Below are 25,607 nucleotides of genomic sequence, written 5' to 3' on the forward strand. Positions count from 1 at the left end.
GGCCGGACCGCAGACCGACGCAAGGACCTTTTCGTGAGTGAGCACCTGACCGACGACTCGACTGTCGAGCGCGCCCTGCGCGTGGGGCTGGAGGACTTCGACCTCACCGACGAGGACCGCTCGCTCATCGACGGCGACGTCGACGAGGACGGGTTCGTCGTCGGCAGCGGGCCGCTGCCCGTGGTGGCGGTCGTCGGCCGCCCCAACGTCGGCAAGTCGACCCTCGTCAACCGCATCCTCGGCCGCCGTGAGGCCGTCGTCGAGGACGTGCCCGGCGTGACCCGTGACCGCGTGGCGTACGACGCCGACTGGGCCGGGCGCCGCTTCACCCTGGTCGACACCGGCGGCTGGGAGATCGACGCCACGGGCATCCACCTGCGGGTCGCCGAGCAGGCCGAGGTGGCCGTCGACCTCGCCGACGTCGTGATGTTCGTCGTCGACGCGACGGTCGGCGCCACCGACGACGACGAGGCCGTCGTCAAGCTGCTGCGCCGCTCCGGCAAGCCCGTGGTGCTGGTCGCCAACAAGGTCGACGACCAGCGCACCGAGGCCGACGCCGCAGCCCTGTGGAACCTCGGGCTCGGCCAGCCCTGGCCTGTGTCCGCCCTGCACGGCCGCGGCAGCGGTGACGTGCTCGACGCCGTCCTCGAGGTGCTGCCCTCGGTCGCCGCCAACTCCGAGGCCTACCAGCGGGGTGGTCCCCGCCGCGTGGCGCTGATCGGCCGCCCCAACGTCGGGAAGTCCTCCCTGCTCAACAAGCTCGCCGGCGAGGACCGGGTCGTCGTCGACAACGTCGCGGGCACGACCCGTGACCCGGTCGACGAGTACATCGAGCTCGGCGGCAAGACATGGCGCTTCGTGGACACCGCGGGCATCCGCCGCCGCGTGCACCAGACCCGCGGCGCCGACTTCTACGCTTCGCTGCGCACCCAGACCGCGCTGGAGAAGGCGGAGGTCGCCGTCGTCCTCATCGACGCCGAGCAGTCCATCGCCGAGCAGGACATCCGTGTCGTGCAGCAGGTCATCGACGCGGGCCGTGCCCTGGTCGTCGCCTACAACAAGTGGGACCTGCTCGACGAGGAGCGCCGCTACTACCTCGAGCGCGAGATCGAGCGCGAGCTCGTGCAGATCCCGTGGGCTCCTCGCGTCAACATCTCGGCCAGGACCGGCCGCGCGGTGGAGAAGCTGGTGCCGGCGCTGGAGAAGGCGCTCGACTCGTGGGACACCCGCGTGCCGACGGGCCGCCTCAACGCGTTCTTCGGCGAGATCGTCGCCTCCAACCCGCACCCGGTCCGCGGTGGCAAGCAGCCCCGCATCCTCTTCGCGACCCAGGCCTCGACGCGTCCGCCGCGGTTCGTCATCTTCGCCTCCGGCTTCCTCGAGGCCGGCTACCGGCGGTTCCTCGAGCGTCGCCTGCGCGAGGAGTTCGGCTTCGAGGGCACGCCGATCGAGGTCTCCGTGCGCGTGCGGGAGAAGCGCCGGCGCAAGTAGGCCACCGGCGGGAGCCGGTGCACGCCATACCGATTTCAAGCAGCGGTATGGCGTGCGCTAGGGTTTCGTTCGCTCCCGCGGACGTGCTTCGGCGCGATCCCGCACGGGGTGAAAACTCAAGAACGGGCTGTGGCGCAGCTTGGTAGCGCACTTGACTGGGGGTCAAGGGGTCGCAGGTTCAAATCCTGTCAGCCCGACCGAGAGGGCTCGGTCTGCTTCGGCAGACCGAGCCCTTCTGCATACCGGTCCGAAGGTCCCTGCCCCTGTTGCGGCTCCGGTGCCACGCTGGCACCACACAGGGAGGCGCGTGATGACCACGACCAACCGCACCCCACCGACGGGAGCGCACCGCAACAGCACCCGGCACCACGACCTCACGATGGCCTGGGTGGCCGTCGCCTCCATCCCGGTGGCCTTCGTGGTCGCCTTCGCCGTCGGCGAGGGGCTCTACGCGCTGCTGGGCTACAAGCCCGAGGACGCGACCGAGCCGCTGTGGGTCATGCTGGTCGCGGCCGTGCCGGCGATCGTCCTGTTCCTCGTCCCGTGCGTCGCCGCGGTCTGGTACGGCAACCGGGCCCGCGCGCAGGGTCGGCACGTCGCCCTGCTGCCGATGGTCATCGGCGCCGTCCTCGGGGCGTGGATGGTCATCATCAACATCGTGTCGTTCCTGGTCACCTGACGCCCCCACCGGGCCGCTGGCTGGCCGGATGCGCACTGGCGGTGCGAGCCTGTCCCCGTGAGTGCGAAGGGGGAGGTGTCGGTCACCTGGCCACAGGCTCTGGCCTGGCGGATGGGGCGGCAGCTCCTCGACCCGGTCGGCGGGCTGTCCGTCGGGGGCGTGGTCCAGCGACTCGGGGCAGTGCCCGCGATGGACGAGTCCCTGGCCGAGCTGGCCGTGCGCACGCGGCGTACGCGGTCCCACCCCGGTGAGCTGGGCGAGGCGCTGGCCCTGGGCGAGGTCGTCAAGGCCTTCGCGTTCCGGGGCGCGGTGCACTACCTCTCGGCCGAGGACGGCGGTGCCTACCTGGCACTGCGGGCGGCCGGTCGCCAGTGGGAGCGCAAGAGCTGGGTCGACCACTACGGGCTCACGCGGCAGGCCTGGCCGGCGTTCCGCGAGGTGGTGCGAGATGCACTGTCGGACGGGCCGGTGACCATGGCAGAGCTCGGCGCCGCGGTGACCAGCCGCCAGGCCTACCGGCACCTGAGACCGGTCTTCGACGAGGGCGCGGGCACCCTGCTCAAGCCACTGAGCTGGCAGGGCGACCTGGGGTTCGGGCCGCCAAGGGACGGCAGGCCGACCTTCCAGCGGCTCGACGCCGGACCCCGGTGGACGGGCATCCCGGACCTCGATGACGCCGGTCGACACGCGGTCGAGGCCTACCTGCGCACGTACGGCCCGGCGACGAGGGAGCACGTCCACCACTGGCTGGGCAACGGGCTGAGCGCCGGGCGCCGGCGCATCGACGGCTGGCTGGACTCACTGCGGGAGCGGCTCGTGCCGGTGGACGTCCAGGGGACCACGGCGCTGGTCCTGGAGGCGGACGTGGAGGACCTCGTCGCGACGCAGCCGTCGCGGGAGGTGCGACTGCTGCCCGGGCACGACCAGTGGGTGATGGGCCCCGGGACCAAGGACGAGCAGGTCACTCCTGCCTCCAGGAGGGAGCTGGTGACCCGCAAGGCGAACCCGGTCATCGTCGGCGGCGTCGTCCGCGCCACGTGGAGGGTGCGAGGCGGCGAGGTCGTGGTCTCGGGACTCGATGACGACGTGCCCCGACAGGCGCTCGAGCAGGAGGTCACCCGGATCTCGGTGATGCTGGGACGAAGGTCCCTGGCGCAGGTATCCCGGGTGCGGGATACCTGAGTTACGCCTTCGGTAACGGAGGTGGGTTGGCAGGACAGGCAGCTCGTGACCGCGGGGAGACCCACGGTGACCGCCCCGACGAGGCAGCGAGCCGACAGGTCCTGTCAGGGCCAGAACCTCGTCACCTCTGACTGACGGGACCCCGGTGATTCTCGAATCCGCCGGGGCCCCGCCGTGTGCGCCGCCACCGGTGGCGGCCTGTGCCGCGGTGGGTCGCGACTACGCGGGCGCCACCGTCGTCGTCATCACGCAGTGCTTCATGCCCTTGGGGCGCGAGTAGGTGAACCCTGCCTGTTCGAACAGGCTGCGGGTGCCGTTGTAGAGGAACGACGCGGTGACCTTGGCTCCCTCGGTGTCCTGGGGGTACCCCTCCACGACCCCGCCCCCGGCTCGGGCGATGAGGTCGAGGGCTCCGCGCAGGGCGACGGCGGACACCCCTTGGCGCCGGTACCTGCGGTCGACGAAGAAGCACGTGACCCGGTAGTCGGGCGGCTGGCCCATCCCCGCCTCGTACTCCTTGCGGTGGTTGATCCGTGGGAGCTCCTCGGGGGTGCCGTACTCGCACCAGCCGACCGCGACGTCACCGTCGAGGACCAGCGCGGCGTGGGCGAGCCCCTCGTGCACCCAGCGCTCCTTCAGCGCCCGGTTGCCCTCCGCCGTCTGGCCCCGCTCCGCGCAGGGAGGATGGAACCACGTGCACCAGCAGCCGTTCCACACACCGTTGTGCCGCTCCGCCAGGTCGGCGAAGGCGTCCCAGGTCTCAGGGGTGAGCGCCCTGACCGTGAGCTCGCCGGGTACCACCGTGGTCGTCCCCATCGCCCCACGGTAGGACGGACTGCGGACGATCGGCGTCCGGTTCCCGCAGCTTCCGGGCCCATGGCCGCGGACTGCGTGGTTCAATCACCGCGTGGACCTGACGAAGGCGTTCAGCGCCGAGGAGTACGCCGGCGCCCTCGAGTCCTGGGACTGGCTCGACCTCACCGCCGCGACGCCGGTCATGGCGACGCTCTTCGGCGACGTCATCCTCCAGGTCCCGGACGGCTTCGCGTTCCTCGACACCGTCGAGGGCGTCCTCACCACCCCGTGGGCGGACCGGGACGCGGTCGAGGCGAGCCTGCTCTCGCAGGACGGCCAGGACCGCTTCCTCATGGGTGAGCTCGCGCTCGCCGCCGCCGAGCGGGGCATCGTGCCAGGGCCGGCCCAGGTCTTGAGCTTCGTCCACCCGCCGGTGCTCGGGGGAGCGCTGACGGTGGACAACCTCGAGGTGCAGGACTTCGTCGTGGCCACCAACATCTGCGGGCAGATCCACCAGCAGGTGCTGGACCTGCCCCCGGGGACGCCGATCGCCGGCGTGGCCGTCGAGGGCTGAGGCCCGGGGTACGGAGCGCGGGGCGGGCCACGGAGCGGCGCCGGTACCCAGCCGCCGGTTCCCACGCGCTGGTAGTCAGCCGTCCGCACCCACGCGCTGGTACTCAGCCGCCGGGCACCGTGGCGCTGACGCACCACGACGAGGCGGCCACCTCGAAGGGCCCGTCCGGCACCCGCCGACGGCACTCGGCCAGCAACGCCTCGCGGCGCTCGTCGTCCAGCCCGGCCACGTACACCCCCGCCGGCCCGACGCCGAGCAGGTAGGGCTCCCACCACTGCTCGAACGACTCGAAGGGCACGCGGACGGTGAGCACCGACTCCTCGCTGTCCGTCAGGCCGGCCGCGCCGAAGAGCCGTGCGAGGTCGCCCTCCTTCACCCCGGCGTAGTCGCTCTCGCCCTCCTCCTGCGGGTCGACGGCCCGCACGGCCTCCCAGAACAGCGACAGTGGACCGGTTCCTGAGGCGTGGTTCCACACCGCCGCAGCCACGGTGCCTCCCGGGCGGGTCACCCGGGCCATCTCCCGCAGCCCTGCGACGGGGTCGCGCATGAAGTGCACGACCAGCTGCGCCAGGCTCGCGTCGAACGTCGCGTCGGCGAAGGGCAGGTCCTCGGCCGCAGCCACCCTCACCTCCACCCCGGGGAAGCGCGCCCGAGCCGCCTCCACGAAGGGCTCCGACGGGTCCACCGCCGTCACCGAGCCGGCGCCGACCACGTCGACGAGCCGGGCGGTCAGCGCTCCCGGACCGCAGCCGACGTCGAGCGCCCGCTGGCCGTCCCCGAGCCGGGCCACGCCGACGAACTGGTCGGCGAGGGGCTCGGAGAAGCGACCCATGAACCTGCCGTACGCCTGTGCCGGGACGAGGAAGCTCATGCTCGGACTGTAGGACTCCGCCCGTCGCGCGAACAGGCTCAGGCGCAGGTCAGTCGACGGCGACGTGCTCCAGCACCCACTCCGTGAGCGGACGCACCCTGCGCCACGCGTCCCGGACCTCGTCGGCGGCGCGGGGCGTGGACAGCCAGTCGGGGGTGCCCACGCGGCGCAGCGCCATCATCTCCTTGCGCCGCAACAGCTCCAGCCGCGGGTGGTCGGCGTCGTACCCCTTGGGCCGGGTCCTGAGGGCTGCGCCCTCGAGGGAGAACCCGGCCGTCAGCAGGTCGGCGACGATGCGTTCGAGGGCCGGCCCGGAGACGCTGGAGTCGACGGCGGCGCGGTAGCGGGCCGTCTCGGCGGGGGAGTGGGCCCGGAAGCCGCCACCGACGACGAGGCCGTCACCGCCGAGCTGGAGGTACCAGCCCGCGCCCTTCTCGCGCCCCGTGAGGGCGGCCTGGTGCGTCTTGTACGGCGACTTGTCCGCGCTGAACCGCAGGTTGCGGTTGGGGCGGAACAGCTTGCCCGGCCCGAACTCGTCGGACAGCTCCTCGACGAGCGCGCGCATCGGGTCGCGGACGTCGCGCTGCCACCTCTCCTTGTGCTCGGCCCAGAACTCGCGGGTGTTGTCCTCCTCGAGGTCCTGGTAGAACTCGACGCCCCACACGGGGAAGCCTGTGAACGCAGGGTCGGCCATCGGGCCACTGTGCCACGTCGGGCAGCCTGCGCCGTTCGCGCCCGACCGCGCCGTCGCGGCGGCATACTCGCGCCATGAGGTTCACGGCCGAGCTCCAGCGCACCGGTGGCACGACGACCGGCTTCGAGGTGCCACCGGAGGTCGTCGAGGCCCTCGGCGGCGGGAAGCGCCCCCGGGTGACCGTGACCGTCAACGGCGTCAGCTACCGCAGCAGCGTCGCACCGATGGGTGGCAGCAGCTGGGTCGGTGTCAGCGCCGAGAACCGCGCCCTGACCGGTGCCGAGGGTGGGCAGACCTACGAGGTCGAGCTCGAGCTGGACACCGCGCCGCGCGTCGTCGAGGTGCCGCCGGAGCTCGCCGAGGCGCTCGCCGCCGACCCGGTCGCGGCCAGGGCCTGGGAGGCGCTGTCCTACTCCCACCAGCGGCAGCACGCCCTCGCGGTCGAGGGGGCCAAGGCCGCCGAGACCCGCGCACGGCGGGTCGCCAAGACGCTGGAGGCGTTGCGCGCCAAGGCCTAGGACCGGGGCTGCACCGCTGCGGCGATGCGGCCCACCGCCTCGCGCAGGATGGCGGGGGAGGTCCCGAAGTTGAGCCGGGCGTGCCCCGTACCCCCGTGACCGAAGCCCGGCCCCGGGTGCAGGGCGACCTTGGCGCGCTCGCGGAGGGTGGCGGCGGGGTCCGCCCCGAGGTCGTAGGCCGAGAAGTCCAGCCACGCGAGGAAGGTGCCCTCCGGCTCCCGGTAGCGGACGTCGGGCAGCTGTTCTGCCAGCAGCTCGCCGAGCAGGCGGCGGTTGGCAGCGAGCCCGTCGAGCAGCGCGTCGAGCCAGGCCCCGCCGTCGAGGTAGGCCGCGCGGTGGGCGATCACCCCGAGGTGCGACGCGCCGTGCGAGACCTCCTCGGGGATCCGGGCGAGGTCGTCGACGGCGTCCGGGCCGGGGACGGCGACGGCCGCCTTGAGGCCGGCGAGGTTGAAGGCCTTGGACGCCGACATCAGCGACACCGCGCCCGAACCGGCCGGCAGCGACGCCACCGGGGTGAACCGCACGCCCGGGTGGGCCAGCGGCGCGTGGATCTCGTCGGCAACGACGCGCACCCCGAACGCGCTGGCGACCTCGAGCGCGGCGGTGAGCTCGGCGGCGGTGTGCACGGCACCCGTCGGGTTCTGGGGGTTGCACAGCAGGTACGCCGCGCGGCCCGCTCCACGGGTCGCCATGGCGAAGGCGTCCTCGAGCGTCGCGGGGTCGAGGCGTCCCTCGGCCGTCAGGGGAGCCTCGACGACGCGTCGCCCCAGGCTCTGGACGAACTGGAAGAACGGCGGGTAGACGGGCGAGCTGACGACCACGGCGTCGCCGGGGGAGGTCAGCAGCTTGAGCACCTCGACCACCCCGAGCATCACGTCCGGGACCAGCGACATGGTCGCGGGGTCGGGCTGCCACCCCCAGCGGCGGCTCGCGAACGACGCGAGCGCCTCGGTGTAGTCGGGCGCCCAGGGGTAGCCCGTGTCGCCGGCACGCACCGCCTCGACCACTGCCCGCTGCACCGGCTCGGCGGGGACGACGTCCATCTCGGCGACCCAGAGGGGGAGCACATCCGGGCCGTACAGCTGCCACTTCACGCTGCGACGCCCGTGCAACGCCTCCAGACCCGGTCCGTCCAGCGGGTTGCCGAGTGGGTTGTCCAGCGGGTCGTCCATGCCTGCGAACTCTACGGCTGCAACGCCCGTTAGGCTGCGGGCGTGGCAGCCGAGGAGGACCGGGGGACGGGTACGGGCGTGGCCGTGGTCTCCGACCGCGTGCTCACGGTGCCCAACGTGCTCTCCGTGCTGCGGCTGCTCGGGGTCCCGGTGTTCCTCTGGGCCATCCTCGCCGAGCACGACGCGATCGCCCTGGTGACCCTCATGCTGTCCGGGCTCAGCGACTACCTCGACGGCAAGATCGCCCGTCGCTTCGGACTGGAGTCGCGCCTCGGCCAGCTCCTCGACCCGTTCGCCGACCGCCTCTACATCGCGACGACGCTGTTCGGGCTCGCCTGGCGGGACATCATCCCGTGGTGGCTCGTCTGGGCGCTGGTCGGCCGCGAGGTCCTGCTGGCCGCCGTGCTGTGGTGGGTCAAGCGCCACGGCCAGGTCGGCCTGCCCGTGCACTTCGTCGGCAAGGCCGCCACCTTCAACCTCCTCTACGCGTTCCCCCTGCTGCTGCTCGGGCAGGGGACCAGCGGGTTCGCCGAGTGGGCGCTGCCCATCGGCTGGGCGTTCGCCTGGTGGGGGACGGTCCTGTACTGGGTGGCCGGCGTCATGTACATCGTCCAGGCGCGGCAGGTGGTGGCCCTGCGCACGGCCACCGCCCGCTGAGGTGTGCCCGTGACCCCCACCTCGCACCGCGACAGCCCGCCGACGACGCCCACGGGTCGCCGGCCGGACGAGTCGATGACGCTGCTCACCTCGATGATGGAGCGCCCCCTCGACCCCGGGTACGCAGCCGCGGCCGAGCGCCGCGTCGCCGAGGGCCTCCCGGCGAGCACCGGCACGCGGACCGCGACGGTCGCCGTGGCCGCGGTGGTGGCGGGCCTCCTGCTCACCATGGGGGCGATCGCCCTGCGGGCCCCGTCGACCTCGGCTGCCAAGGCCAAGGCCCAGCTCGTCGCCCAGGTGGAGTCGCGCCGCAAGGCCGTCGACCGGCAGGAGGCGTCGCTGCGCACCCTGCAGGCGCAGGTCGAGCAGCTGCGCGGCCAGGCGCTCGCCCAGAGCTCGACGTCCCTGCAGAGCAGGCTGGAGGCCCTCGACGCCGCCTCCGGGGCACAGGCCCTCACGGGCAAGGGCATCGTCGTCGTCCTCGACAACGCCCCGGGCGCCGACAAGAACAGCGCCGACGGCAACCCACGCACCGACGCCGGCAACGACGAGGGCAAGGTCTTCTCCAAGGACATGCAGGTCGTCGTCAACGGCCTGTGGCAGGCAGGGGCCGAAGCCATCTCCGTCAACGGCCAGCGCCTCACGTCGCGTTCGGCCATCCGCTTCGCCGGTGAGGCGATCCTGGTCAACTACCGTCCGCTGGCCCGGCCCTACACGATCACCGTGCTGGGCGACCCGGACAACCTGCAGGTCGAGTTCGCCGACAGCGCCGGTGGCGCCTACGCGCGCGCCCTCAAGGACAACTACGGCATCCGTGTTTCCATTGACGCCGCCAGCAAGCTCACCGTCCCGGCCGCCACCTCGCTCACCGTACGGGCGGCCACCGTCCCCAGGCCCGACCCCAGCTCGACCGCCACCCCCTAGTCGCCGACCTCGGAGAACACACCGTGATACCCCTGCTTGGCCTCATCGGCGGAGTGCTCATCGGGCTCCTCTGGGGCCCGGACGTGCCGCTCGTCCTCCAGCCCTACCTGCCCATCGCCGTCATCGCGGCCCTCGACGCCGTCTTCGGCGCGGTGCGGGCGGTGCTCGACGGCATCTTCAACGACAAGGTCTTCGTCGTCTCCTTCCTCGCCAACGTCGTCGTCGCGGCGTTCATCGTCTTCCTCGGCGACCAGCTCGGTGTCGGCTCCCAGCTGTCGACCGGGGTCGTCGTGGTCCTCGGGGTCCGCATCTTCTCCAACGTCGCCTCGATCCGCCGCCACCTGTTCCGGGCATGAGCGCCACCCCTCCCACCCCAGCGGGCCGACCCGGACCGGGTCACGGCCCGGACGCCGGCGGCGGCGCCCGGGGCGGCGACGCCCCGAGCTCGTGGGTGACCCTCCTGCGCATGGCGCGGCCGCGGGCCACCCGCGCCAACGCCTTCGCGGCCCTGCTCGCGATCGCACTCGGCTTCGCCATCGCCACCCAGGTGCAGCAGACCGACCAGAGCGGGCTCGAGCAGCTGCGCGAGGACGAGCTCGTGCGCATCCTCGACGACGTCAACCAGGAGCAGGGGCGCCTCGCCACCGACACCCGCGAGCTGGAGAGCAGCCGCGACAACCTGCTGTCGGGCGCGAGCTCCAGCTCGGAGGCGCTCAAGTCGGCGCAGGACCGCCTCGACACCCTGGGCATCCTCACGGGGACGACGCCCGCCACCGGCCCCGGGATCGTCGTCACCATCAACGACCCCGACCACAAGGTCACCTCGGCCCGGCTGCTCGACGCCCTGCAGGAGCTCCGCGACGCCGGGGCCGAGGCGGTGCAGATCGGTGACGTGCGCGTCGTGGCGAGCACCTGGTTCGCCGACGTCGACGGCGCCATCCAGATCAGCGGCGAGCGGGTGGCGCCGCCCTACTCGATCAAGGCCATCGGTGACCCCGCGACCATGGCCTCCGCGATGGACATCCCCGGAGGGGTCACCGAGTCCGTCCGGGGCGACGGCGCGACGCCCACCGTGCGGCAGGCCGACACCATCGACATCACCGCGTTGCACAGCCTTCAACCGCCTCGTTACGCTCGGCCCGTCCCGGCGCCGTCGAAGTAGCGCGAGCACCGGACCCCCGGCCACCTGAACCACCCGCCACCCCGCGCCCCAAGGAGCACCATGAGCGAGCTGGAGTACCCCCAGGACCTGCGTTACACCGCCGAGCACGAGTGGGTACGCTCCGGCGAGGACGGGACGGTCCGGATCGGTATCACGGCGTTCGCCCAGGACGCCCTCGGCGACGTCGTCTACGTCAGCCTCCCCACCGTCGGTGACACCGTCGCCACCGGTGACGCCTGCGGCGAGGTCGAGTCGACCAAGTCGGTCAGCGACCTCTACGCCCCCCTCGACGGTGAGGTCACCGCCGTCAACGGGTCGCTCGACGCCACCCCCGAGCTGGTCAACACCGACCCCTACGGCGAGGGCTGGATGTACGAGCTGCGGCCTTCCGACGAGGGCGCCGTCGCGGCCCTGATGGACCCCGCTGCGTACCAGGCGCAGCTCGGCTGAGCGCCGCTGCGACCCCTTGGCAGATTCCGCTGCGCTGGCGTGGCGGCGTCGCCTAGGGTGTGTGCTTTGCTAGAGGGGACTGACGACGACAGAGGAGCGCAGCATCCATGAACGGCAGCGAGATGGACGAGCAGGCGTCGCACGCTCACGAGCCGACGACCATGCGGCTCCCCGGGATCTCCGACCTCGAGCAGGTCGACACCAGCGCCGAGACCGAGGTGTCCCTCAGCAAGGCCGACCAGGCCACCGTCGACGCGCTGCGCCCCGGCACGGCCCTGCTCGTCGTGCTGCGCGGCCCCAACACCGGAGCGCGCTTCCTGCTCGACGACGACGAGGTCAACTCCGGCCGCCACCCCGACAGCGACATCTTCCTCGACGACGTGACGGTCTCGCGCAAGCACGCCAACTTCCGTCGTGAGGGCGACACCTTCGTGGTCCGTGACGTGGGCTCGCTCAACGGCACCTACGTCAACCGCGAGCGGATCGACGAGGCGACGCTGCACACCGGCGACGAGGTCCAGATCGGCAAGTTCCGCCTCGTCTTCTACGCCGGCAGGGCCTGACCAAGGCCGCTGTGACTCCTCGCGGCCCACGTCAGTCCATGACGATCGGGGCGGTGCTCGCGGCCCTGCGTGAGGACTTCCCCGACATCACGATCTCCAAGATCCGCTTCCTCGAGACCGAGGGCCTGGTCACCCCGGCGCGCACCGGCTCCGGCTACCGCACCTACGCGGCCGCCGACGTCGAGCGGCTGCGCTACATCCTCACCGCCCAGCGCGACCACTTCTGGCCGCTCAAGGTCATCCGCGACGCACTCGACGCCCTCGACCGTGGCCTGACCCCGGAGCGGGCGGGGTCCACGGGTATGCCGCGGCCGTCCGTGCCGCAGCCGGCGGCCGACCCGGACGTGCCCACCGCGCAGGCCCTCACCGCCCCCGGGACGCTGCGGCTGACCCGGGCCGAGCTGGTCCAGGCCGCCGGGCTCGACGAGGCGACGATGGACTCGCTGGAGACGTTCGGGCTGGTGCGCCCCGACGACAGCGGCCACTACGGCGACGCGGCGCTGGGCATCGCCCACAGCGCTGCCGCGCTGGCCGCGTACGGCGTGGAGCCGCGCCACCTGCGGCCCTTCCGCACCGCCGCCGACCGGGAGATCGGGCTGGTCCAGCAGGTGGTGACACCCCACCGGGCAGCCTCCGGCAAGGCCGGCCGGACCGGTGCGCAGGCGGACCCGACGCCGGAGGTGCTCAGGCTCTGCATCGCCCTGCACACGGCGCTGGTCAGGGACGGACTGCACCGCGGCTGAACCGGGGTACGGTGGAACGGTGAAGGAGCTCGAGGTCCTCGGAGTCCGGGTCGAGATGCCCACCAACCACCCCATCGTCCTGTTGCGCGAGCGCGACGGCGACCGCTACCTGCCCATCTGGATCGGCGCGGCCGAGGCGACGGCCATCGCCTACGCCCAGCAGGGCATCGAGCCTCCGCGCCCGCTCACCCACGACCTGATGAAGAACGTCATCGAGGGCCTGGGCCACAAGCTGACGCAGGTGCGGATCGTCGAGCTGCGCGACGGGGTCTTCCACGCCGCCCTCGTGCTCGACGGGAAGACCGAGATCTCCTCGCGGTCCTCGGACGCGATCGCCCTGGCGCTGCGCACGGGCACGACGATCGTCGCGGGCGAGTCCCTGCTCGACGAGGCCGGCGTGGCCATGACGGGGGAGGAGGACAAGGACGACGAGGTGGAGCGGTTCCGCGAGTTCCTCGACCACGTGTCGGCCGAGGACTTCGAGACCAAACCGGGTGAAACCGGCCCTGAGCAGTAGCTTTCCACGCTCGGACACTTCACCTCGACCTGAGGTTGATGGTTCGGCGGATCGGCGCGACACGCCGAAACGCCACAGTGCAGTGGTGGTTGACGTCGACTTCTGCGCGGCCGTACCTTCAGGCCAAGACCGGAAATGCGACCCATGTAGTTACACCAGGAGGTGAGCGTCGTGAACACGACCAGTGAGGCTGGCCACGGCCACACGAGTGTGCCCGCCGCGGCACAGGGGCTGCTGTTCACCGACGACCTTCCCGAGCTGCGTGAGGACACCGGCTACCGCGGTCCCACCGCGTGCAAGGCCGCCGGCATCACCTACCGCCAGCTCGACTACTGGGCCCGCACCGGGCTCGTCGAGCCGTCCGTCCGGGGAGCCACGGGCTCGGGCACGCAGCGGCTCTACGGCTTTCGCGACATCCTGGTCCTCAAGGTCGTCAAGCGGCTGCTCGACACCGGGGTGTCCCTCCAGCAGATCCGCGTCGCCATCACCCACCTGCGTGAGCGCGGGGTCGAGGACCTGGCCCAGATCACCCTCATGAGCGACGGCGCCTCGGTCTACGAGTGCACCTCGGCCGACGAGGTCATCGACCTCGTCCAGGGCGGACAGGGAGTCTTCGGCATCGCGGTCGGCCGCGTCTGGCGAGAGGTCGAGGGCGAGCTCGCCGAGCTGCCCAGCGAGCGCACCGAGGACGAGGCCCCGGCCGACCACCCTGGCGACGAGCTGCGCATGCGGCGCCAGGCGCGCCTGGCCTGACCGCCCACCGGCGTCCCCACGGGCGCCCGCCCACGTCGGCACGGGCCGTCGCTCCTTCGGGAGCGGCGGCCCGTGCTGTAGATTGGCACTGCTGAACATCCCGTGCGGGAGAGTCCCCGCGTGCGTCCACCGTGACGCGTGGCGGGGCGCCGAAGGGGCAAACTCCCCGGAACCTCTCAGGCGCCAGGACTGCGCGGGACAGGCACCTCTGGAGCGGCTGCGCCGTGACAGATGGGGAGGCGATCCGAGCAACCCGAGCCTCAGGAGCCTCATGTCCGCCCAGCACGCCAGCACGACGTCCACCACCGGTGCCCACGACCTCCCCGCGTTCGCGGGTCGCCACATCGGGCCCTCGCAGGGCGACGTCGAAGCCATGCTCCAGGTCGTCGGCCACGAGAGCCTCGAGTCCCTGGTCGACGCCGCGCTGCCCGGGGCGATCCGCACCGACGGGCCGCTGCGCGTCGAGCCCGCGGCGTCGGAGTCGGCCGTCGTCGAGGAGCTGCGGGCCCTGGCGCGCCGCAACCAGGTGATGACCTCGATGATCGGGCTGGGCTACTACGGCACCATCACCCCGGCCGTGATCCAGCGCAACGTGCTGGAGAACCCGGCCTGGTACACCGCGTACACCCCGTACCAGCCGGAGATCTCCCAGGGCCGCCTCGAGGCCCTCATCAACTTCCAGACGGTCGTGAGCGACCTGACCGGCCTCGCCACCTCGGGCGCCTCGCTCCTCGACGAGGGGACGGCCGCGGCCGAGGCGATGACGCTCATGCGCCGGGCGAGCAAGGTCCCCGCAGGAGCGGTGCTGCTCGTCGACGAGCACCTCTTCCCGCAGACCAAGGCGGTCATGCAGACCCGCGCGCTGCCGCTGGGCATCGACGTGGTGGTCGCCGACCTCACCTCCGTCGGCTCGGCCACGTCGCTGCGTGCCGCAGCCGGCGACCGTGACGTCTTCGGCGTCATCGTGCAGTACCCCGGCGCCGACGGCGAGGTCCGCGACTGGCGGGCGGTCGCTGCCGCGGCCCACGAGGTCGGTGCGCTGGTCACCGCCGCAGCTGACCTGCTCGCCCTGACCCTGGCCACCGCGCCGGGGGAGTGGGGCGCCGACGTCGCGGTGGGCACCTCCCAGCGCTTCGGTGTGCCGATGGGCTTCGGCGGTCCGCACGCCGGGTACATGAGCGTGCGCGCCGGCCTCGAGCGGTCGCTGCCCGGCCGCCTCGTGGGCGTGAGCGTCGACACCGAGGGCGCGCCCGCGTACCGCCTCGCCCTGCAGACCCGCGAGCAGCACATCCGTCGCGAGAAGGCGACGTCCAACATCTGCACCGCCCAGGTCCTGCTGGCCGTCATGGCGTCGATGTACGCCGTCTACCACGGTCCGGACGGGCTCACCGCGATCGCCCGGCGCGTGCACGGCCACGCCCGTGCCCTCGCCGACGGGCTGTCCGCCGGAGGTGTCGAGGTCCTCAACGAGAGCTACTTCGACACGCTCACCGTGCGCGTCGAGGGGCGTGCCGACGAGGTCGTGGCCGAGGCGGCCCAGCGCGGGGTCAACGTCTGGCGCGTCGACGCCGACCGGGTATCGGTGAGCGTCGACGAGACCACGGACCTGCGCCACCTCGACGCCGTCTGGTCCACCTTCGGCGTCAGCGGGAGCACCTCGGTGCCGATCGAGGACGTGCAGTGGCCGACCGAGCTGGTGCGCACCAGCGAGTTCCTGACCCACCCCGTGTTCCACAGCCACCGCAGCGAGACCTCGATGCTGCGCTACCTGCGCCGGCTCTCCGACCGCGACTTCGCGCTCGACCGCGGCATGATCCCGCTGGGCTCCTGCACGATGAAGCTCAACGCGACGACCGAGATGGTCGCGGTCACCTGGCCCGAGTTCGCCCACCTGCACCCGTTCGCCCCGGCCCACCAGACCGAGGGGATCCGCTCGCTCATCAGCGACCTCTCCGCGTGGCTGTGCGAGATCACCGGGTACGACGCGGTGTCGCTCCAGCCCAACGCCGGGTCCCAGGGCGAGTTCGCCGGCCTGCTGGCGATCCACGCCTACCACGAGGCGAACGGCCAGTCGCAGCGCCGGATCTGCCTCATCCCCGCCAGCGCGCACGGCACCAACGCCGCCAGCGCCGTCATGGCCGGGATGAAGGTCGTCGTCGTCAAGACCGCCGCCGGTGGCGACATCGACATGGACGACCTGCGGGCCAAGGTCGAGCAGCACCGCGACGAGCTCGCGGCGATCATGGTCACCTACCCCTCGACCCACGGGGTCTTCGAGGACACCATCACCGAGCTGTGCGGTCTCGTCCACGACGCCGGCGGCCAGGTCTACGTCGACGGGGCCAACCTCAACGCCCTGGTCGGCCTCGCCCGGCCCGGCAAGTTCGGCGCGGACGTCTCGCACCTCAACCTGCACAAGACCTTCTGCATCCCGCACGGCGGTGGCGGCCCCGGTGTGGGACCCGTGGCGGTCCGTGAGCACCTGGCGGCGCACCTGCCCAACCACCCGCTCTCGGCTGAGGCGGGTCCGCAGACGGGTGTCGGCCCGATCTCGGCCGCGCCGTTCGGCTCGGCGAGCATCCTGCCGATCTCGTGGGCGTACGTCCGGCTCATGGGCGGCGCCGGCCTGACCCGCGCCACGCAGGTCGCGATCCTCAACGCCAACTACATCGCCACGCGGCTGCGCGAGCACTACCCGGTGCTCTACTCCGGCCACGACGGCATCGTGGCCCACGAGTGCATCCTCGACCTGCGCGACCTCACCAAGCGCAGCGGCGTCACCGTCGACGACGTGGCCAAGCGGCTCGTCGACTACGGCTTCCACGCGCCCACCATGTCGTTCCCGGTGGCCGGCACCCTCATGGTCGAGCCGACCGAGAGCGAGGACCGCTACGAGATCGACCGCTTCTGCGACGCGATGGTCGCGATCCGCCACGAGATCGCCGCCGTGGAGTCGGGGGACGTGGCCGTCGCCGACAGCATGCTCCGCAACGCCCCGCACACCGCCAAGGCCCTGGCCGGCAAGTGGGAGTACCCCTACGAGCGGTCCGAGGCGGCCTTCCCGGTGGGCGTCAACGCTGCCGACAAGTACTGGCCGCCGGTGGCGCGCATCGACGGCGCGTACGGCGACCGCCACCTGGTCTGCAGCTGCCCGCCGCCGGAGGCGTTCGAGGGCTGAGGCCTGACCGACGACTCGGCCCTCGCCGCCTGGGAGTGACTCAGGCTGCGGGGGCCGCTTCGTCGGTGGTCGTGGTCCGGACGGTGGACCCCTGCTCGGTCTTGGTGACGACGACCTGGCTGGAGATGCGCGTCCGCAGCTCGGCCACGTGGCTGACCACGCCGACGGCGCGACCTCCCTCGCGCAAGCCGTCCAGGACGGTCATGACCTGTTCGAGGCTCTCGTCGTCGAGCGTGCCGAAGCCCTCGTCGACGAACAGCGTCTGCAGGTCGAAGCCGCCGGACTCCTCCCTGACGGCGTCGGCCAGCCCCAGGGCCAGGGCCAGTGAGGCCATGAACGACTCGCCCCCGGACAACGAGCTGGTGTCGCGCGCCTGACCGGTCCACAGGTCGAGGACCTCCAGCCCGAGACCGCTGCGGGCGCCGCGGGCGGCGAGCTCGTCGGTGTGGCGGAGCTGGTAGCGGCCGTCACCCATGGTCGCCAGCCGCTCGTTGGCCAGTGCCGCGACCTTCTCGAGCCGTGCCGCCAGCACGAACGCCGAGAGCCGCATGCGCAGGGTGTTGGACGACGAGGTGCCGGAGACCGCGTCGGCCACCTCCCGCAGGACCTCGTGCTCGGCGGCCGTGGTGGCCAGCGACAAGCACCGCTCACCGACCGTCGTGCGGACCCGCTCGACGCCACCGAGGGTCCGCCGGACGAGGGTCTCCGTGGCCAGGGCCGAGGTGTAGGCGGCTCGTGCGGTGTCGGCTGCCTCCTGCAGGGCGTCGAGGTCGGGAGCCTCGGCAGCGAGGGCCGCGGCGACCTCGGGGTCCTCGACCACGGTGGTGGCCTGCAGCAGCTCGGTGTCGCGGGCGGTGATGCGTGACCTCAGGGCAGAGGTCTCGGCAGGGCTGAGCAGGGCCGCCCGCGCCTCGTCGAGGTCGGCGAAGCCTGCCTCGGTGAGCGCGGCCCCGGTCGAGGCGACGACCTGGGTGAGGGCGTCACGGGCCGACTCGAGGGCCCGCGTCGCCTGCAGGTGCTCGCCGAGGTGCCGTAGTGCTGCGTCATGGCGTCGCTGCACCCGGGGCAGCAGGTCGAGGAGCCCGTTGACCTGCTCCGGCGCCAGGAATCCGTCGCCGGCGTCGCCCGCACGGGCAGCTGCAGCTGCACCCGCCTCGCCGAGGCAGGGGCAGCTCTGGGCATGCTCCGCCAAGGCATCGTGCAGGGCCTGCGCGTGCGCAGCGAGGTCGGACTCCAAGGCGGACAGCGTGGTCCGTGCCGCAGTGAGCCCGTCGCGCAGCTCGGCGGCCTGCTCGGCAAGGGTGGCGACCTCGGCCTCGGCCGACTCCACGAGCGCCCGGGTGCGCTCGAGCGCCGCGGCCCGCTCGGTGTCAGCGGCGTGGTCGGCGCGGGCCCGCTCCAACGCCTCGGCGAGGGTCTGCGCATCGCGGGACTCCTCCCCGAGCTGAAGCATGCGCTCCGCCTGCGCAGCCTGCAGGGACGCCAGGCGCGACTGTGCCTCGGCGTGCACCGCCGCTGCGGCCTGCCAGGCTCCCTCTGCCGCCTGGACGGCTTCAGCGGTCACCGCGTCCCCGCCGCCGGCAGGGGCCGGGTGGTCGGGGGAACCGCACACCGGGCACGGCTGCTCGTCCTCGAGGCGCGAGGCCAGCTCGGCGGCCATCCCGTCCAGGCGCGCCTGGCGGAGGTCCAGGTAGGCGTCCCGCAGGTCCGCCGCTGCGGACCGCGCCACGTCGCCGGCCGCTCCCGCCTGTGCGACCTGGACCTCACCGTGGTCGAGGGCGACCCGGGTGCGGTGTGCCGCAGTGAGCTCCTTGACGCGGCCGGCGGCTGCTGCCACCGCGCCGACCGCCTCGGTGCTCGCCGCGAGCTCGCGCCGCGCCGCCGTGGCTGCGTCCCGGCTGCGCCCGATCCTCGTCTCGAGCCGGCCGTGCGCGAGCTCGGCCTGCCGCGCCTGCTCGGCCAGGGACGCATGCTCCCGCGAGCCGTCGCGCCACGACCGGGCGCGACGTCCGGCCTCGTCCAGGTGGCCGCCCGCCACGGTGACCCGCTCCAGTGCGACCTGGAGGTCCTCACCTGCAACCCCCAGCGCGAGGACAGCGGCCGCGGCCCGGTCGACGCGCTCCTGGGACTGCTCGACGGCGTCTGCGGCCCGGTCGTGGGCCGCGAGGTCTCCGGACACCGACCGGGCGCGGACCGCCGCATCGAGCGTGGCGACCGCCGCGTCGTGCTCGGCGCGCCCCGTGGCGAGCCGCTCGATGGTCTCGACTGCCTGCTGTCCCCGTACGCGTCGGGCCGCCACCTCACGAGCTTGGTGCAGGGCGCCCGCGGCGAGGGCATCGGTGGACTTGGCGCGTTCCACCGTGGCAAGCCCTTGGACCGAGGCCGTCTCCAGGGCCGCCCTCACGGCGTCGAGCGCGGCGGGGAGCGCCTCCAGCGGCAGCGCAGACCAGTCCGGCGGCTCGCTGGTCCCGGGCTGGCCCGGCGCGTCGGACTCGGGGCCGTCGGACTCGGGGCCGTCGGGCTCGGGGCCGTCAGGCGCGCTGCCCAGCGCCTCGGCCACCAGTCCCGCAGGTGCGTCGGCCAGCACGTCGGCGAGCACGGCGAGGTCGGAGCGCAGGGCTGCGTGCTGCGACTCCAGACGGGTCGTGGACTCCTTGCGGCGGGCGGCGAACCACTCCTCGACACCGGCGTAGGTGCTGACGTCGAACAGCCTCTCGAGCAGCCCGCGACGCTCCTCGGGAGTCGCGCGCAGGAACGCGGCGAAGTCGCCCTGGGGGAGCAGCACCACCTTGCTGAACTGCTCCAGGCCCATCCCGAGGACGTCCTTGACGACGTCGGCGATCTCGTCGTGACGGGTGCTGAGGGCGTCCCAGCCACCCCCACGGTGCTCCCACAGCACCGCCTTGGCGGGGACCTTCGTCTCGCCGGTGCCCCGGGCCTTGGGCCGCAGGAACTCGGGCGAGCGCTCGATACGGAACCGGCGGCCGGCCGCGGTGAGCTCGAGGGTCACCTGGGGGACGGCGCCGCGCTCGGCGTGGTCGCTGTGGAGGCCCTTCTTCGAGCGGGAGCCGGGCACGTCGGCGTACAGGGCGAAGGCGACGGCGTCGAGCAGGCTGGTCTTGCCGGCTCCCGTGGCACCGCGGATGAGGAACAGGCCACCCGAGGACGCGGCGTCGAGGTCGACGTCGACCGTGCCCGCGAACGGTCCGAACGCCGTGACGGTGAGGCGGTGCAGCCTCATGCTGCGCCCTCCTGCCGGCGGGCGGACGTCAGCTGGCCCTCGTCGTCGTGACCCGCCCGCTCGACCCTGACGGCCTCCACGGCCCGGGCGACGACGTCGCGCTCCTCGTCGCTGGCGGCGTGGCCGCGCACGTGGTCGAGGAAGGTGCAGCAGACGTCGAGCGGGTCCTGCTGCTGGGCACGCTGGGCGTACGACCGCACCGGCACCGGCGCGCCCTGCGGGTCGAACTGGAGGACCAGTGTGTGGGGGAACCGCCGCCGCAGCCGCTCCATCGCACCGGGCGGCCGCGCGGCGTCGGTGAGGGTGACCTGGCACCAGGCGCGCTCGGCCGGCTCGTGGGCCGGGTCGGTGAGGAGCGTCTCGAGGTCACCCCGCAGCACGGCGAGGGGCCGCGCGACGGGGGCGTCGACCGGCTCGACGTGGACGCCGGTGTCGTCGAGGTCGACGAGCCACGAGCCCTTGGTCTGGCGGTGCTCGCTGAACGACAGGGCGATCGGCGAGCCGCTGTAGCGGACGGTGTCGCTGACCCGCTGCCGGCCGTGGAGGTGCCCCAGGGCGACGTAGTCGTGGCCGGCGAACGTGCGGGGGTGCACCGCACCGACGCCGCCGACCGCGATGTCCCGCTCGGAGTCGCTGGTCGCGCCTCCGGTGACGAAGGCGTGGCCCATGACGACCGACCGCCCGCCGCGGGTCAGCCGGTCGGCGTTGACCCTGGCCATGGCCGCGCCGAGCACCCCGGCGTGGGTGCGCTCCGTGGTGCCGAGCGGACCGGCGGCCACCGACGGCTCGAGGTAGGGCAGGGCGTGGACGGCCACGTCACCGACCATGACGGGCGTGCCGACGGAGTCCAGCGAGGACCGGATGTGCAGGCCGGTGCGGGCCAGCAGCTCGCTGGCGAACCCGAGCCTGATGGCCGAGTCGTGGTTGCCGCTGGACAGGACCACGGTCGCGCCCTCGGCCACCAGCCGGGTCACCGCCTCGCTGAGGAGCTGGACGGTGTCGGGGGCCGGCATCGCCCGGTCGTAGACGTCACCGGAGACGAGGACCGCGTCGACCGACTCCGTGCGCACCGTCTCCACGAGGTGGTCCACGAACTGCGCCTGGGCGTCGAGCAGCCCCACCTGGTGGAACGACCGCCCCAGGTGCCAGTCGGAGGTGTGGAGGAAGCGCACGTCAGCAGGCTATGAGACCCCGGTGACAGCCGTTGGCAGGCGCGCCCCGGGCATGGTTAGGTCGTGACACCGAGACTCCACCGGATCCTCGGCGACCACGCACGGCACCACGACTCGAGGGAGGGTCCCATGGGTGAGGAGGTCACCGCCCAGAGCTACACCCGCGAGCAGCGGCAGCAGTACCGCGAGAAGGTGCGCCAGAACCTCGACGTGTTCGAGCGGATGCTGTCCCAGAGCGTCTTCGAGTTCGACCGGCCGATGACCGGCCTGGAGATCGAGCTCAACCTCGTCGACGACGACTACCAGCCCAAGTTCGCCAACGCCGAGGTCCTCGAGGCCATCGCCGACCCCGGCTACCAGACCGAGCTGGCGCAGTACAACATCGAGCTGAACGTGCCGCCACGCCCGCTGCCGGGTGACTCGGCCATCCAGCTCGAGGACGAGCTGCGGGGCTCGCTCAACGCCGCGTCCACGGCGGCCGAGAAGCGCGGGGCGCACATCGTGGCGGTGGGCATCCTGCCGACGATCATGCCCAAGCACTTCGAGGGCGAGTGGATCAGCGCCAACAACCGCTACACGGCGCTCAACGACTCGATCTTCTACGCCCGCGGCGAGGACATCTACCTCGACATCGAGGGACCCACGGGGGAGCGGGTCGCCACCTACTGCAACTCCATCGCGCCCGAGTCGGCCTGCACGAGCGTGCAGCTGCACCTGCAGGTCGCACCCCAGGACTTCGCCGCCCACTGGAACGCCGCGCAGGCGCTGGTGGCCCCGCAGATCGCGCTCGCGGCGAACTCGCCGTTCTTCTTCGGCCAGCGGTTGCACGCCGAGACGCGGATCGAGCTGTTCAGCCAGGCCACCGACACCCGCAGCATCGAGCTCAAGAACCAGGGCGTGCGACCCCGGGTCTTCTTCGGCGAGCGCTGGATCACCTCGATCTTCGACCTGTTCGAGGAGAACGTGCGCTACTTCCCGGCACTGCTCGCCGAGGTCAGCGACGAGGACCCGGTGGCCAAGCTCGAAGCGGGCGAGGCGCCGTCGCTGTCCGAGCTGCGCCTGCACAACGGCACCGTCTACCGCTGGAACCGGCCCATCTACGACATCGTCCAGGGCACTCCGCACCTGCGCGTGGAGAACCGCGTCCTGCCCGCCGGCCCGACGCTCATCGACACCCTCGCCAACGCGGCGTTCTACTACGGCGTGATCCGCAAGCTCGCGTCGGACGACCGGCCCATCTGGAGCAAGATGAGCTTCGCCGCGGCCGAGCAGAACTTCCGCGACGCGGCGCGCGACGGCATCGAGTCCCGGCTCTACTGGCCCGGTTTCGGTGAGGTCAGGGCCGAGGAGCTGGTCCTGCGCCACCTGCTCCCCATGGCCCACGAGGGGCTCGCCGAATGGGGCGTGTCCGCTGCGGTGCGCGAGCGCTACCTGTCGGTCATCGAGGGTCGGTGCACGACGAGCACCAACGGCGCCACGTGGCAGACCGACGCGGTGGCCAAGCTCCAGGCCTCGGGCCTGGACCGGCAGAGCGCGCTGGCGGAGATGCTGCGCCACTACGCGAGGAACATGCACAGCAACGAGCCCGTGCACACGTGGCCGCTTCCGTAGGGGCACCGTGACCGACGCGGGCGAGCATCGACACGACCACGAGCGACACGACCACGAGCGACACGACCACGACCGCCACGACGGCCTCGGCCCCGGTGGCGAGGACTGGGACGAGCGGTACCGCGCGGCCGAGCAGGTGTGGAGCGGGAACCCCAACGGTGCCCTCCTCGCCGAGGCCGCGGACCTCGCGCCCGCACGCGCGCTCGACGTGGGCTGCGGCGAGGGTGCGGACGCGGTGTGGCTGGCCCGCGGAGGGTGGGACGTCACCGCGCTCGACGTCTCCACGGTAGCCCTCGAGCGTGCGGCCCGCCACGCCCGCGACGCCGGCGTCACGGTCCGCTGGGTGCACAGTGGCCTCCTGGAGGCAGGCTTCCCGATGGGGTCGTTCGACCTCGTGTCGGCGCAGTACCCCGCGCTGCCCAGCACCGGGGGCAAGGACGCCGAACGCGCCCTGGCGGCTCTGGTGGCTCCCGGCGGCACCCTGCTGGTCGTGCACCACGCCCACAACCTCGAGACCGCCCACGAGCACGGTTTCGACCCGGCGGAGTACGTCGCGCCGGCGGACGTGGCGGCCGTCCTGGACGGGGACTGGGCGGTGGAGGTCGACGAGGTGCGGCCGCGTGCCGTCCCCGCGAGCGGTGGTGGGACGCACCACAGCCACGACGTGGTCCTGCGGGCGCGGCGCCTGCGCTGAGCCGGCCCGGTGTCGGCGGCACGGTCTACGGTGGCACCATAGACCTTGACGCCCTTGACGGGCGCTCGAGCACCCTGGAGGTTCCCACCCATGTCGCCACGCACCCGCACCACCACCGCGGTGGACGCCCTGACCGAGGCGCTGCGCGAGCGCATCGTGGCCCGCGCCGAGGACCTGCGCGCCTCCGGGCGCACGCTCGACCTCGGTGACGTCGACGAGCTCGCCGACCGGATGGTGGCGGCGCTGCCGACGGTCCACCCGCTCGACCAGCCGCTGGGCCCGTTCTACGACACCTCCGGCCTCGTGGCCTGGCTCGGCATCAGCCGCCAGGCACTGTTCGACCGGGTGCGGCGCGGCACCGTGCTGGCCTGCCGCACGGCCGACGGCCACCTCGTCTACCCCTCGCTGCAGTTCGGCCGCAACGGCGCGGTGCGGCCGGGTGTGGTCGAGGCCGTGGGTGCGTTCACCCGCCGCGGCGTCGACGGGTGGTCGGTCGGGGCCTGGCTCACGACCCCCACCGACGTGTTCGAGGGCCACAGCGCCATCGACTACCTCGTGGTCCACCGGTCCTCGCCCACGGCCGTCCGGCGGGTCGCCGAGGCGGCGGCGTCCGACGCGGCGACCTGGGCGGCATGAGCGGTCGCGAGCAGGTCGCCCAGGGCGGTCCTCCGCCGTCGCTGGCGGGGTTCCCCACGTGCACCCTGAGCACCGGCACGGACCTCTACCGTGCCCATCTCGTCGCCCGTGGTCCGTGGTGGTTCGGCAACGACGGCTCGGGCCGGTTCGACCTGCCGGACCCGCGGGGTGCGTGCTACACGGCCCTCGACCCCGCCAGCGCCCTGCGCGAACGCGTCGGCCCGGTCCTCGCCGCGGCCCGCGCCGTGCCCGAGAGCCTGCTCGAGGACGTCGTCGTGTCGCGGCTGGCCCTCCCGGCGGACCGGGAGGTGGCCGACCTCCAGTCGAGGGCGGCGGGGGAGTACGGCGTCACGCGCGAGCTCGAGACGATGGTCCCCTACGGCGTGCCGCAGTCGTGGGCCCGAGCCCTCGACCGTGCGGGCCACCATGGGGTGCGCTACGGCCCGCGGTTCACCCCGGGTGACTGCAGCGCGGTGGCGCTGTTCGGCGACGCGGGGGAGCGCGACTGGCCGGTCGATGCCACGCCGGTGCCGGCGGCCCTGGTGCCCGGTGGTCCCGCGGTGGTGCGCACACCACGGCGGGCCGACCTCACGGTGGTGCGGCCCCCGCGCACGCGGGTACCCCGCACGTAGTTGTCGCCGGAGGCTCAGGCCTGCTCGGACCGGGGCAGCCGCGGCCCTTGGTTCCAGACCCGGATGGCGGGCTGCTCCCGGTCGTACTGCAGGACGCACACCGACCCCGCATCGAGGAGCAGCTGGGCCCCCATCCGTGGCTCCTGCCGCAGGAAGACCGAGGCGAGGACGCGCAGCGCGTGGCCGTGCCCGACCAGGACCACGTCGCCGTCAGCCAGCGCGGGGAGCACGCGCCGTACGACCCTCGAACCCCTCGCCGCGACCTCCTCGACCGTCTCACCGGGGGTCTGACCGGCAGGCACCCCGTGGGCGAACACGGTCCAGTCCCAGCCCAGTCCGTCACGGATCTGCGAGGTCGTGAGGCCTTCGTAGGCGCCGTAGTCCCACTCGAGCAGGTCGTCGTCGAGCTCGGGGTCGAGGCCGGCCAGCTCGGCGGTGCGGCGGGTGCGCTGCATCGGCGAGCAGAGGGCGAGCGTGAACCGGTAGTCGTCGAGCAGCTTCCCGGCGGCCACGGCAAGCTCCTCACCATGGGCCGTCAGCGGCAGGTCGGTGCGACCGGTGTGCCTGCCCGACAGCGACCACTCGGTCTCGCCGTGGCGCAGGAGCACCAGCCGTCCCGAAGGCGGGGTCACCGGGGTGGGTGGGGAGACGGGCGGGGTCGGCACGGTGCTCGGCACGTCGTCAGTCTGACAGAG

At 72.8% G+C, this 25,607-nt stretch carries 26 protein-coding genes, 1 tRNA gene and 1 riboswitch; of the genes, 20 read left to right on the plus strand and 7 right to left on the minus strand.

Translation table 11 applies throughout. The features are described 5' to 3' along the window. Window positions 1–33 precede the first annotated feature (33 nt). From der to ABEA42_RS15250, 4 genes are all read left to right on the plus strand, one after another. Window positions 34–1,491, plus strand: coding sequence for a ribosome biogenesis GTPase Der (gene der / locus ABEA42_RS15235; RefSeq protein ID WP_345504661.1), 1,458 nt, complete (start codon window positions 34–36; stop codon window positions 1,489–1,491). 123 nt (window positions 1,492–1,614) lie between these two features. Beyond that, window positions 1,615–1,688, plus strand: a tRNA-Pro gene (locus ABEA42_RS15240). Window positions 1,689–1,801: 113 nt separating this feature from the next. Continuing rightward, window positions 1,802–2,170 carry a hypothetical protein gene (locus tag ABEA42_RS15245; protein WP_345504663.1) on the plus strand — a complete coding sequence of 123 codons (369 nt, stop codon included), beginning with the start codon at window positions 1,802–1,804 and terminating at the stop codon, window positions 2,168–2,170. 57 nt (window positions 2,171–2,227) lie between these two features. After that, window positions 2,228–3,352 carry a DNA glycosylase AlkZ-like family protein gene (locus ABEA42_RS15250; protein ID WP_345504664.1) on the plus strand — a complete coding sequence of 375 codons (1,125 nt, stop codon included), beginning with the start codon at window positions 2,228–2,230 and terminating at the stop codon, window positions 3,350–3,352. A gap of 219 nt (window positions 3,353–3,571) precedes the next feature. On the opposite strand, the gene ABEA42_RS15255 is transcribed toward ABEA42_RS15250, so the two are convergent. Next, window positions 3,572–4,168 (minus strand): GNAT family N-acetyltransferase, encoded by a 597-nt coding sequence (locus tag ABEA42_RS15255; RefSeq protein ID WP_345504666.1) that lies wholly within the window; start codon window positions 4,166–4,168, stop codon window positions 3,572–3,574. 91 nt (window positions 4,169–4,259) lie between these two features. Between ABEA42_RS15255 and ABEA42_RS15260 the strand changes: the two genes are divergently transcribed. Next, the gene (locus ABEA42_RS15260) at window positions 4,260–4,721 is read left to right on the plus strand and encodes a hypothetical protein (protein WP_345504667.1); all 462 of its coding nucleotides are present in this window, start codon (window positions 4,260–4,262) and stop codon (window positions 4,719–4,721) included. A gap of 103 nt (window positions 4,722–4,824) precedes the next feature. Here ABEA42_RS15260 and ABEA42_RS15265 read toward each other — a convergent pair whose 3' ends face one another. Then, window positions 4,825–5,592: a class I SAM-dependent methyltransferase gene (locus tag ABEA42_RS15265; protein WP_345504668.1), complete on the minus strand. Its 768-nt coding sequence runs from the start codon at window positions 5,590–5,592 to the stop codon at window positions 4,825–4,827. 49 nt (window positions 5,593–5,641) lie between these two features. Beyond that, a complete protein-coding gene (locus ABEA42_RS15270; RefSeq protein ID WP_345504669.1) occupies window positions 5,642–6,286 on the minus strand; it encodes a DUF2461 domain-containing protein in 645 nt (214 codons plus the stop codon). Between the two features lie 74 nt (window positions 6,287–6,360). Between ABEA42_RS15270 and ABEA42_RS15275 the strand changes: the two genes are divergently transcribed. Beyond that, entirely contained in the window at window positions 6,361–6,804 is a 444-nt protein-coding gene (locus ABEA42_RS15275) for a YdeI/OmpD-associated family protein (protein ID WP_345504670.1), read from the plus strand. On the opposite strand, the gene ABEA42_RS15280 is transcribed toward ABEA42_RS15275, so the two are convergent. After that, window positions 6,801–7,979 carry a MalY/PatB family protein gene (locus tag ABEA42_RS15280; protein ID WP_345504672.1) on the minus strand — a complete coding sequence of 393 codons (1,179 nt, stop codon included), beginning with the start codon at window positions 7,977–7,979 and terminating at the stop codon, window positions 6,801–6,803. The two genes, ABEA42_RS15275 and ABEA42_RS15280, sit on opposite strands and share 4 nt — an antisense overlap. 42 nt (window positions 7,980–8,021) lie before the next feature. Between ABEA42_RS15280 and ABEA42_RS15285 the strand changes: the two genes are divergently transcribed. The 10 genes from ABEA42_RS15285 to gcvP all read left to right on the plus strand — a co-directional run bounded on the left by ABEA42_RS15285 (window position 8,022) and on the right by gcvP (window position 16,926). Further along, window positions 8,022–8,636, plus strand: a complete 615-nt coding sequence (locus tag ABEA42_RS15285; protein ID WP_345504673.1) for a CDP-alcohol phosphatidyltransferase family protein — start codon at window positions 8,022–8,024, stop codon at window positions 8,634–8,636. Between the two features lie 9 nt (window positions 8,637–8,645). Beyond that, window positions 8,646–9,560: a DUF881 domain-containing protein gene (locus ABEA42_RS15290; RefSeq protein WP_345504674.1), complete on the plus strand. Its 915-nt coding sequence runs from the start codon at window positions 8,646–8,648 to the stop codon at window positions 9,558–9,560. Window positions 9,561–9,583: 23 nt separating this feature from the next. Beyond that, on the plus strand, window positions 9,584–9,916 hold the full coding sequence (locus ABEA42_RS15295) for a small basic family protein (RefSeq protein ID WP_056885089.1): 333 nt from the start codon (window positions 9,584–9,586) through the stop codon (window positions 9,914–9,916). After that, window positions 9,913–10,722, plus strand: a complete 810-nt coding sequence (locus ABEA42_RS15300; RefSeq protein WP_345504677.1) for a DUF881 domain-containing protein — start codon at window positions 9,913–9,915, stop codon at window positions 10,720–10,722. Before ABEA42_RS15295 ends, ABEA42_RS15300 begins: the two co-directional genes overlap by 4 nt. A gap of 60 nt (window positions 10,723–10,782) precedes the next feature. Then, complete coding sequence (gene gcvH, locus ABEA42_RS15305; RefSeq protein WP_345504678.1) at window positions 10,783–11,172, plus strand: glycine cleavage system protein GcvH; 390 nt, start codon at window positions 10,783–10,785, stop codon at window positions 11,170–11,172. A 107-nt stretch (window positions 11,173–11,279) separates the two neighbouring features. Then, window positions 11,280–11,735, plus strand: coding sequence for an FHA domain-containing protein (locus ABEA42_RS15310; RefSeq protein ID WP_345504679.1), 456 nt, complete (start codon window positions 11,280–11,282; stop codon window positions 11,733–11,735). A 38-nt stretch (window positions 11,736–11,773) separates the two neighbouring features. Then, window positions 11,774–12,478, plus strand: coding sequence for a transcriptional regulator FtsR (gene ftsR / locus ABEA42_RS15315; protein ID WP_345504680.1), 705 nt, complete (start codon window positions 11,774–11,776; stop codon window positions 12,476–12,478). Between the two features lie 19 nt (window positions 12,479–12,497). Continuing rightward, window positions 12,498–12,995 carry a bifunctional nuclease family protein gene (locus ABEA42_RS15320; protein ID WP_345504682.1) on the plus strand — a complete coding sequence of 166 codons (498 nt, stop codon included), beginning with the start codon at window positions 12,498–12,500 and terminating at the stop codon, window positions 12,993–12,995. Between the two features lie 171 nt (window positions 12,996–13,166). Next, entirely contained in the window at window positions 13,167–13,748 is a 582-nt protein-coding gene (locus ABEA42_RS15325) for a MerR family transcriptional regulator (RefSeq protein ID WP_345504683.1), read from the plus strand. Between the two features lie 95 nt (window positions 13,749–13,843). Continuing rightward, window positions 13,844–13,950, plus strand: a riboswitch (glycine riboswitch). A gap of 69 nt (window positions 13,951–14,019) precedes the next feature. Continuing rightward, window positions 14,020–16,926, plus strand: a complete 2,907-nt coding sequence (gene gcvP / locus ABEA42_RS15330; protein ID WP_345504684.1) for an aminomethyl-transferring glycine dehydrogenase — start codon at window positions 14,020–14,022, stop codon at window positions 16,924–16,926. Between the two features lie 40 nt (window positions 16,927–16,966). Here gcvP and ABEA42_RS15335 read toward each other — a convergent pair whose 3' ends face one another. Together ABEA42_RS15335 and ABEA42_RS15340 are read right to left on the minus strand one after the other, a co-directional pair. Beyond that, entirely contained in the window at window positions 16,967–20,167 is a 3,201-nt protein-coding gene (locus ABEA42_RS15335; protein WP_345504685.1) for an SMC family ATPase, read from the minus strand. Next, window positions 20,164–21,339 carry an exonuclease SbcCD subunit D gene (locus ABEA42_RS15340; RefSeq protein ID WP_345504687.1) on the minus strand — a complete coding sequence of 392 codons (1,176 nt, stop codon included), beginning with the start codon at window positions 21,337–21,339 and terminating at the stop codon, window positions 20,164–20,166. Before ABEA42_RS15340 ends, ABEA42_RS15335 begins: the two co-directional genes overlap by 4 nt. A 129-nt stretch (window positions 21,340–21,468) precedes the next feature. Here ABEA42_RS15340 and ABEA42_RS15345 point away from each other — a divergent pair, with 129 nt between their 5' ends. The 4 genes from ABEA42_RS15345 (at window position 21,469) to ABEA42_RS15360 (ending at window position 24,912) form a co-directional block, all read left to right on the plus strand. Continuing rightward, a complete protein-coding gene (locus ABEA42_RS15345; protein WP_345505040.1) occupies window positions 21,469–22,950 on the plus strand; it encodes a glutamate--cysteine ligase in 1,482 nt (493 codons plus the stop codon). Between the two features lie 7 nt (window positions 22,951–22,957). Then, window positions 22,958–23,644, plus strand: coding sequence for a class I SAM-dependent methyltransferase (locus ABEA42_RS15350; protein ID WP_345504689.1), 687 nt, complete (start codon window positions 22,958–22,960; stop codon window positions 23,642–23,644). A 90-nt stretch (window positions 23,645–23,734) separates the two neighbouring features. Next, window positions 23,735–24,280, plus strand: a complete 546-nt coding sequence (locus ABEA42_RS15355; protein WP_345504691.1) for a hypothetical protein — start codon at window positions 23,735–23,737, stop codon at window positions 24,278–24,280. Further along, a complete protein-coding gene (locus ABEA42_RS15360) occupies window positions 24,277–24,912 on the plus strand; it encodes an RES family NAD+ phosphorylase (RefSeq protein WP_345504693.1) in 636 nt (211 codons plus the stop codon). The genes ABEA42_RS15355 and ABEA42_RS15360 overlap by 4 nt, the downstream gene beginning before the upstream one ends. 14 nt (window positions 24,913–24,926) lie before the next feature. Here the strand turns inward: ABEA42_RS15360 and ABEA42_RS15365 are convergent, their stop codons facing one another. Then, entirely contained in the window at window positions 24,927–25,589 is a 663-nt protein-coding gene (locus tag ABEA42_RS15365; protein WP_345504695.1) for a histidine phosphatase family protein, read from the minus strand. Window positions 25,590–25,607 lie beyond the last annotated feature (18 nt).

This window comes from Pedococcus ginsenosidimutans, assembly GCF_039544395.1.
GTDB lineage: Bacteria > Actinomycetota > Actinomycetes > Actinomycetales > Dermatophilaceae > Pedococcus > Pedococcus ginsenosidimutans.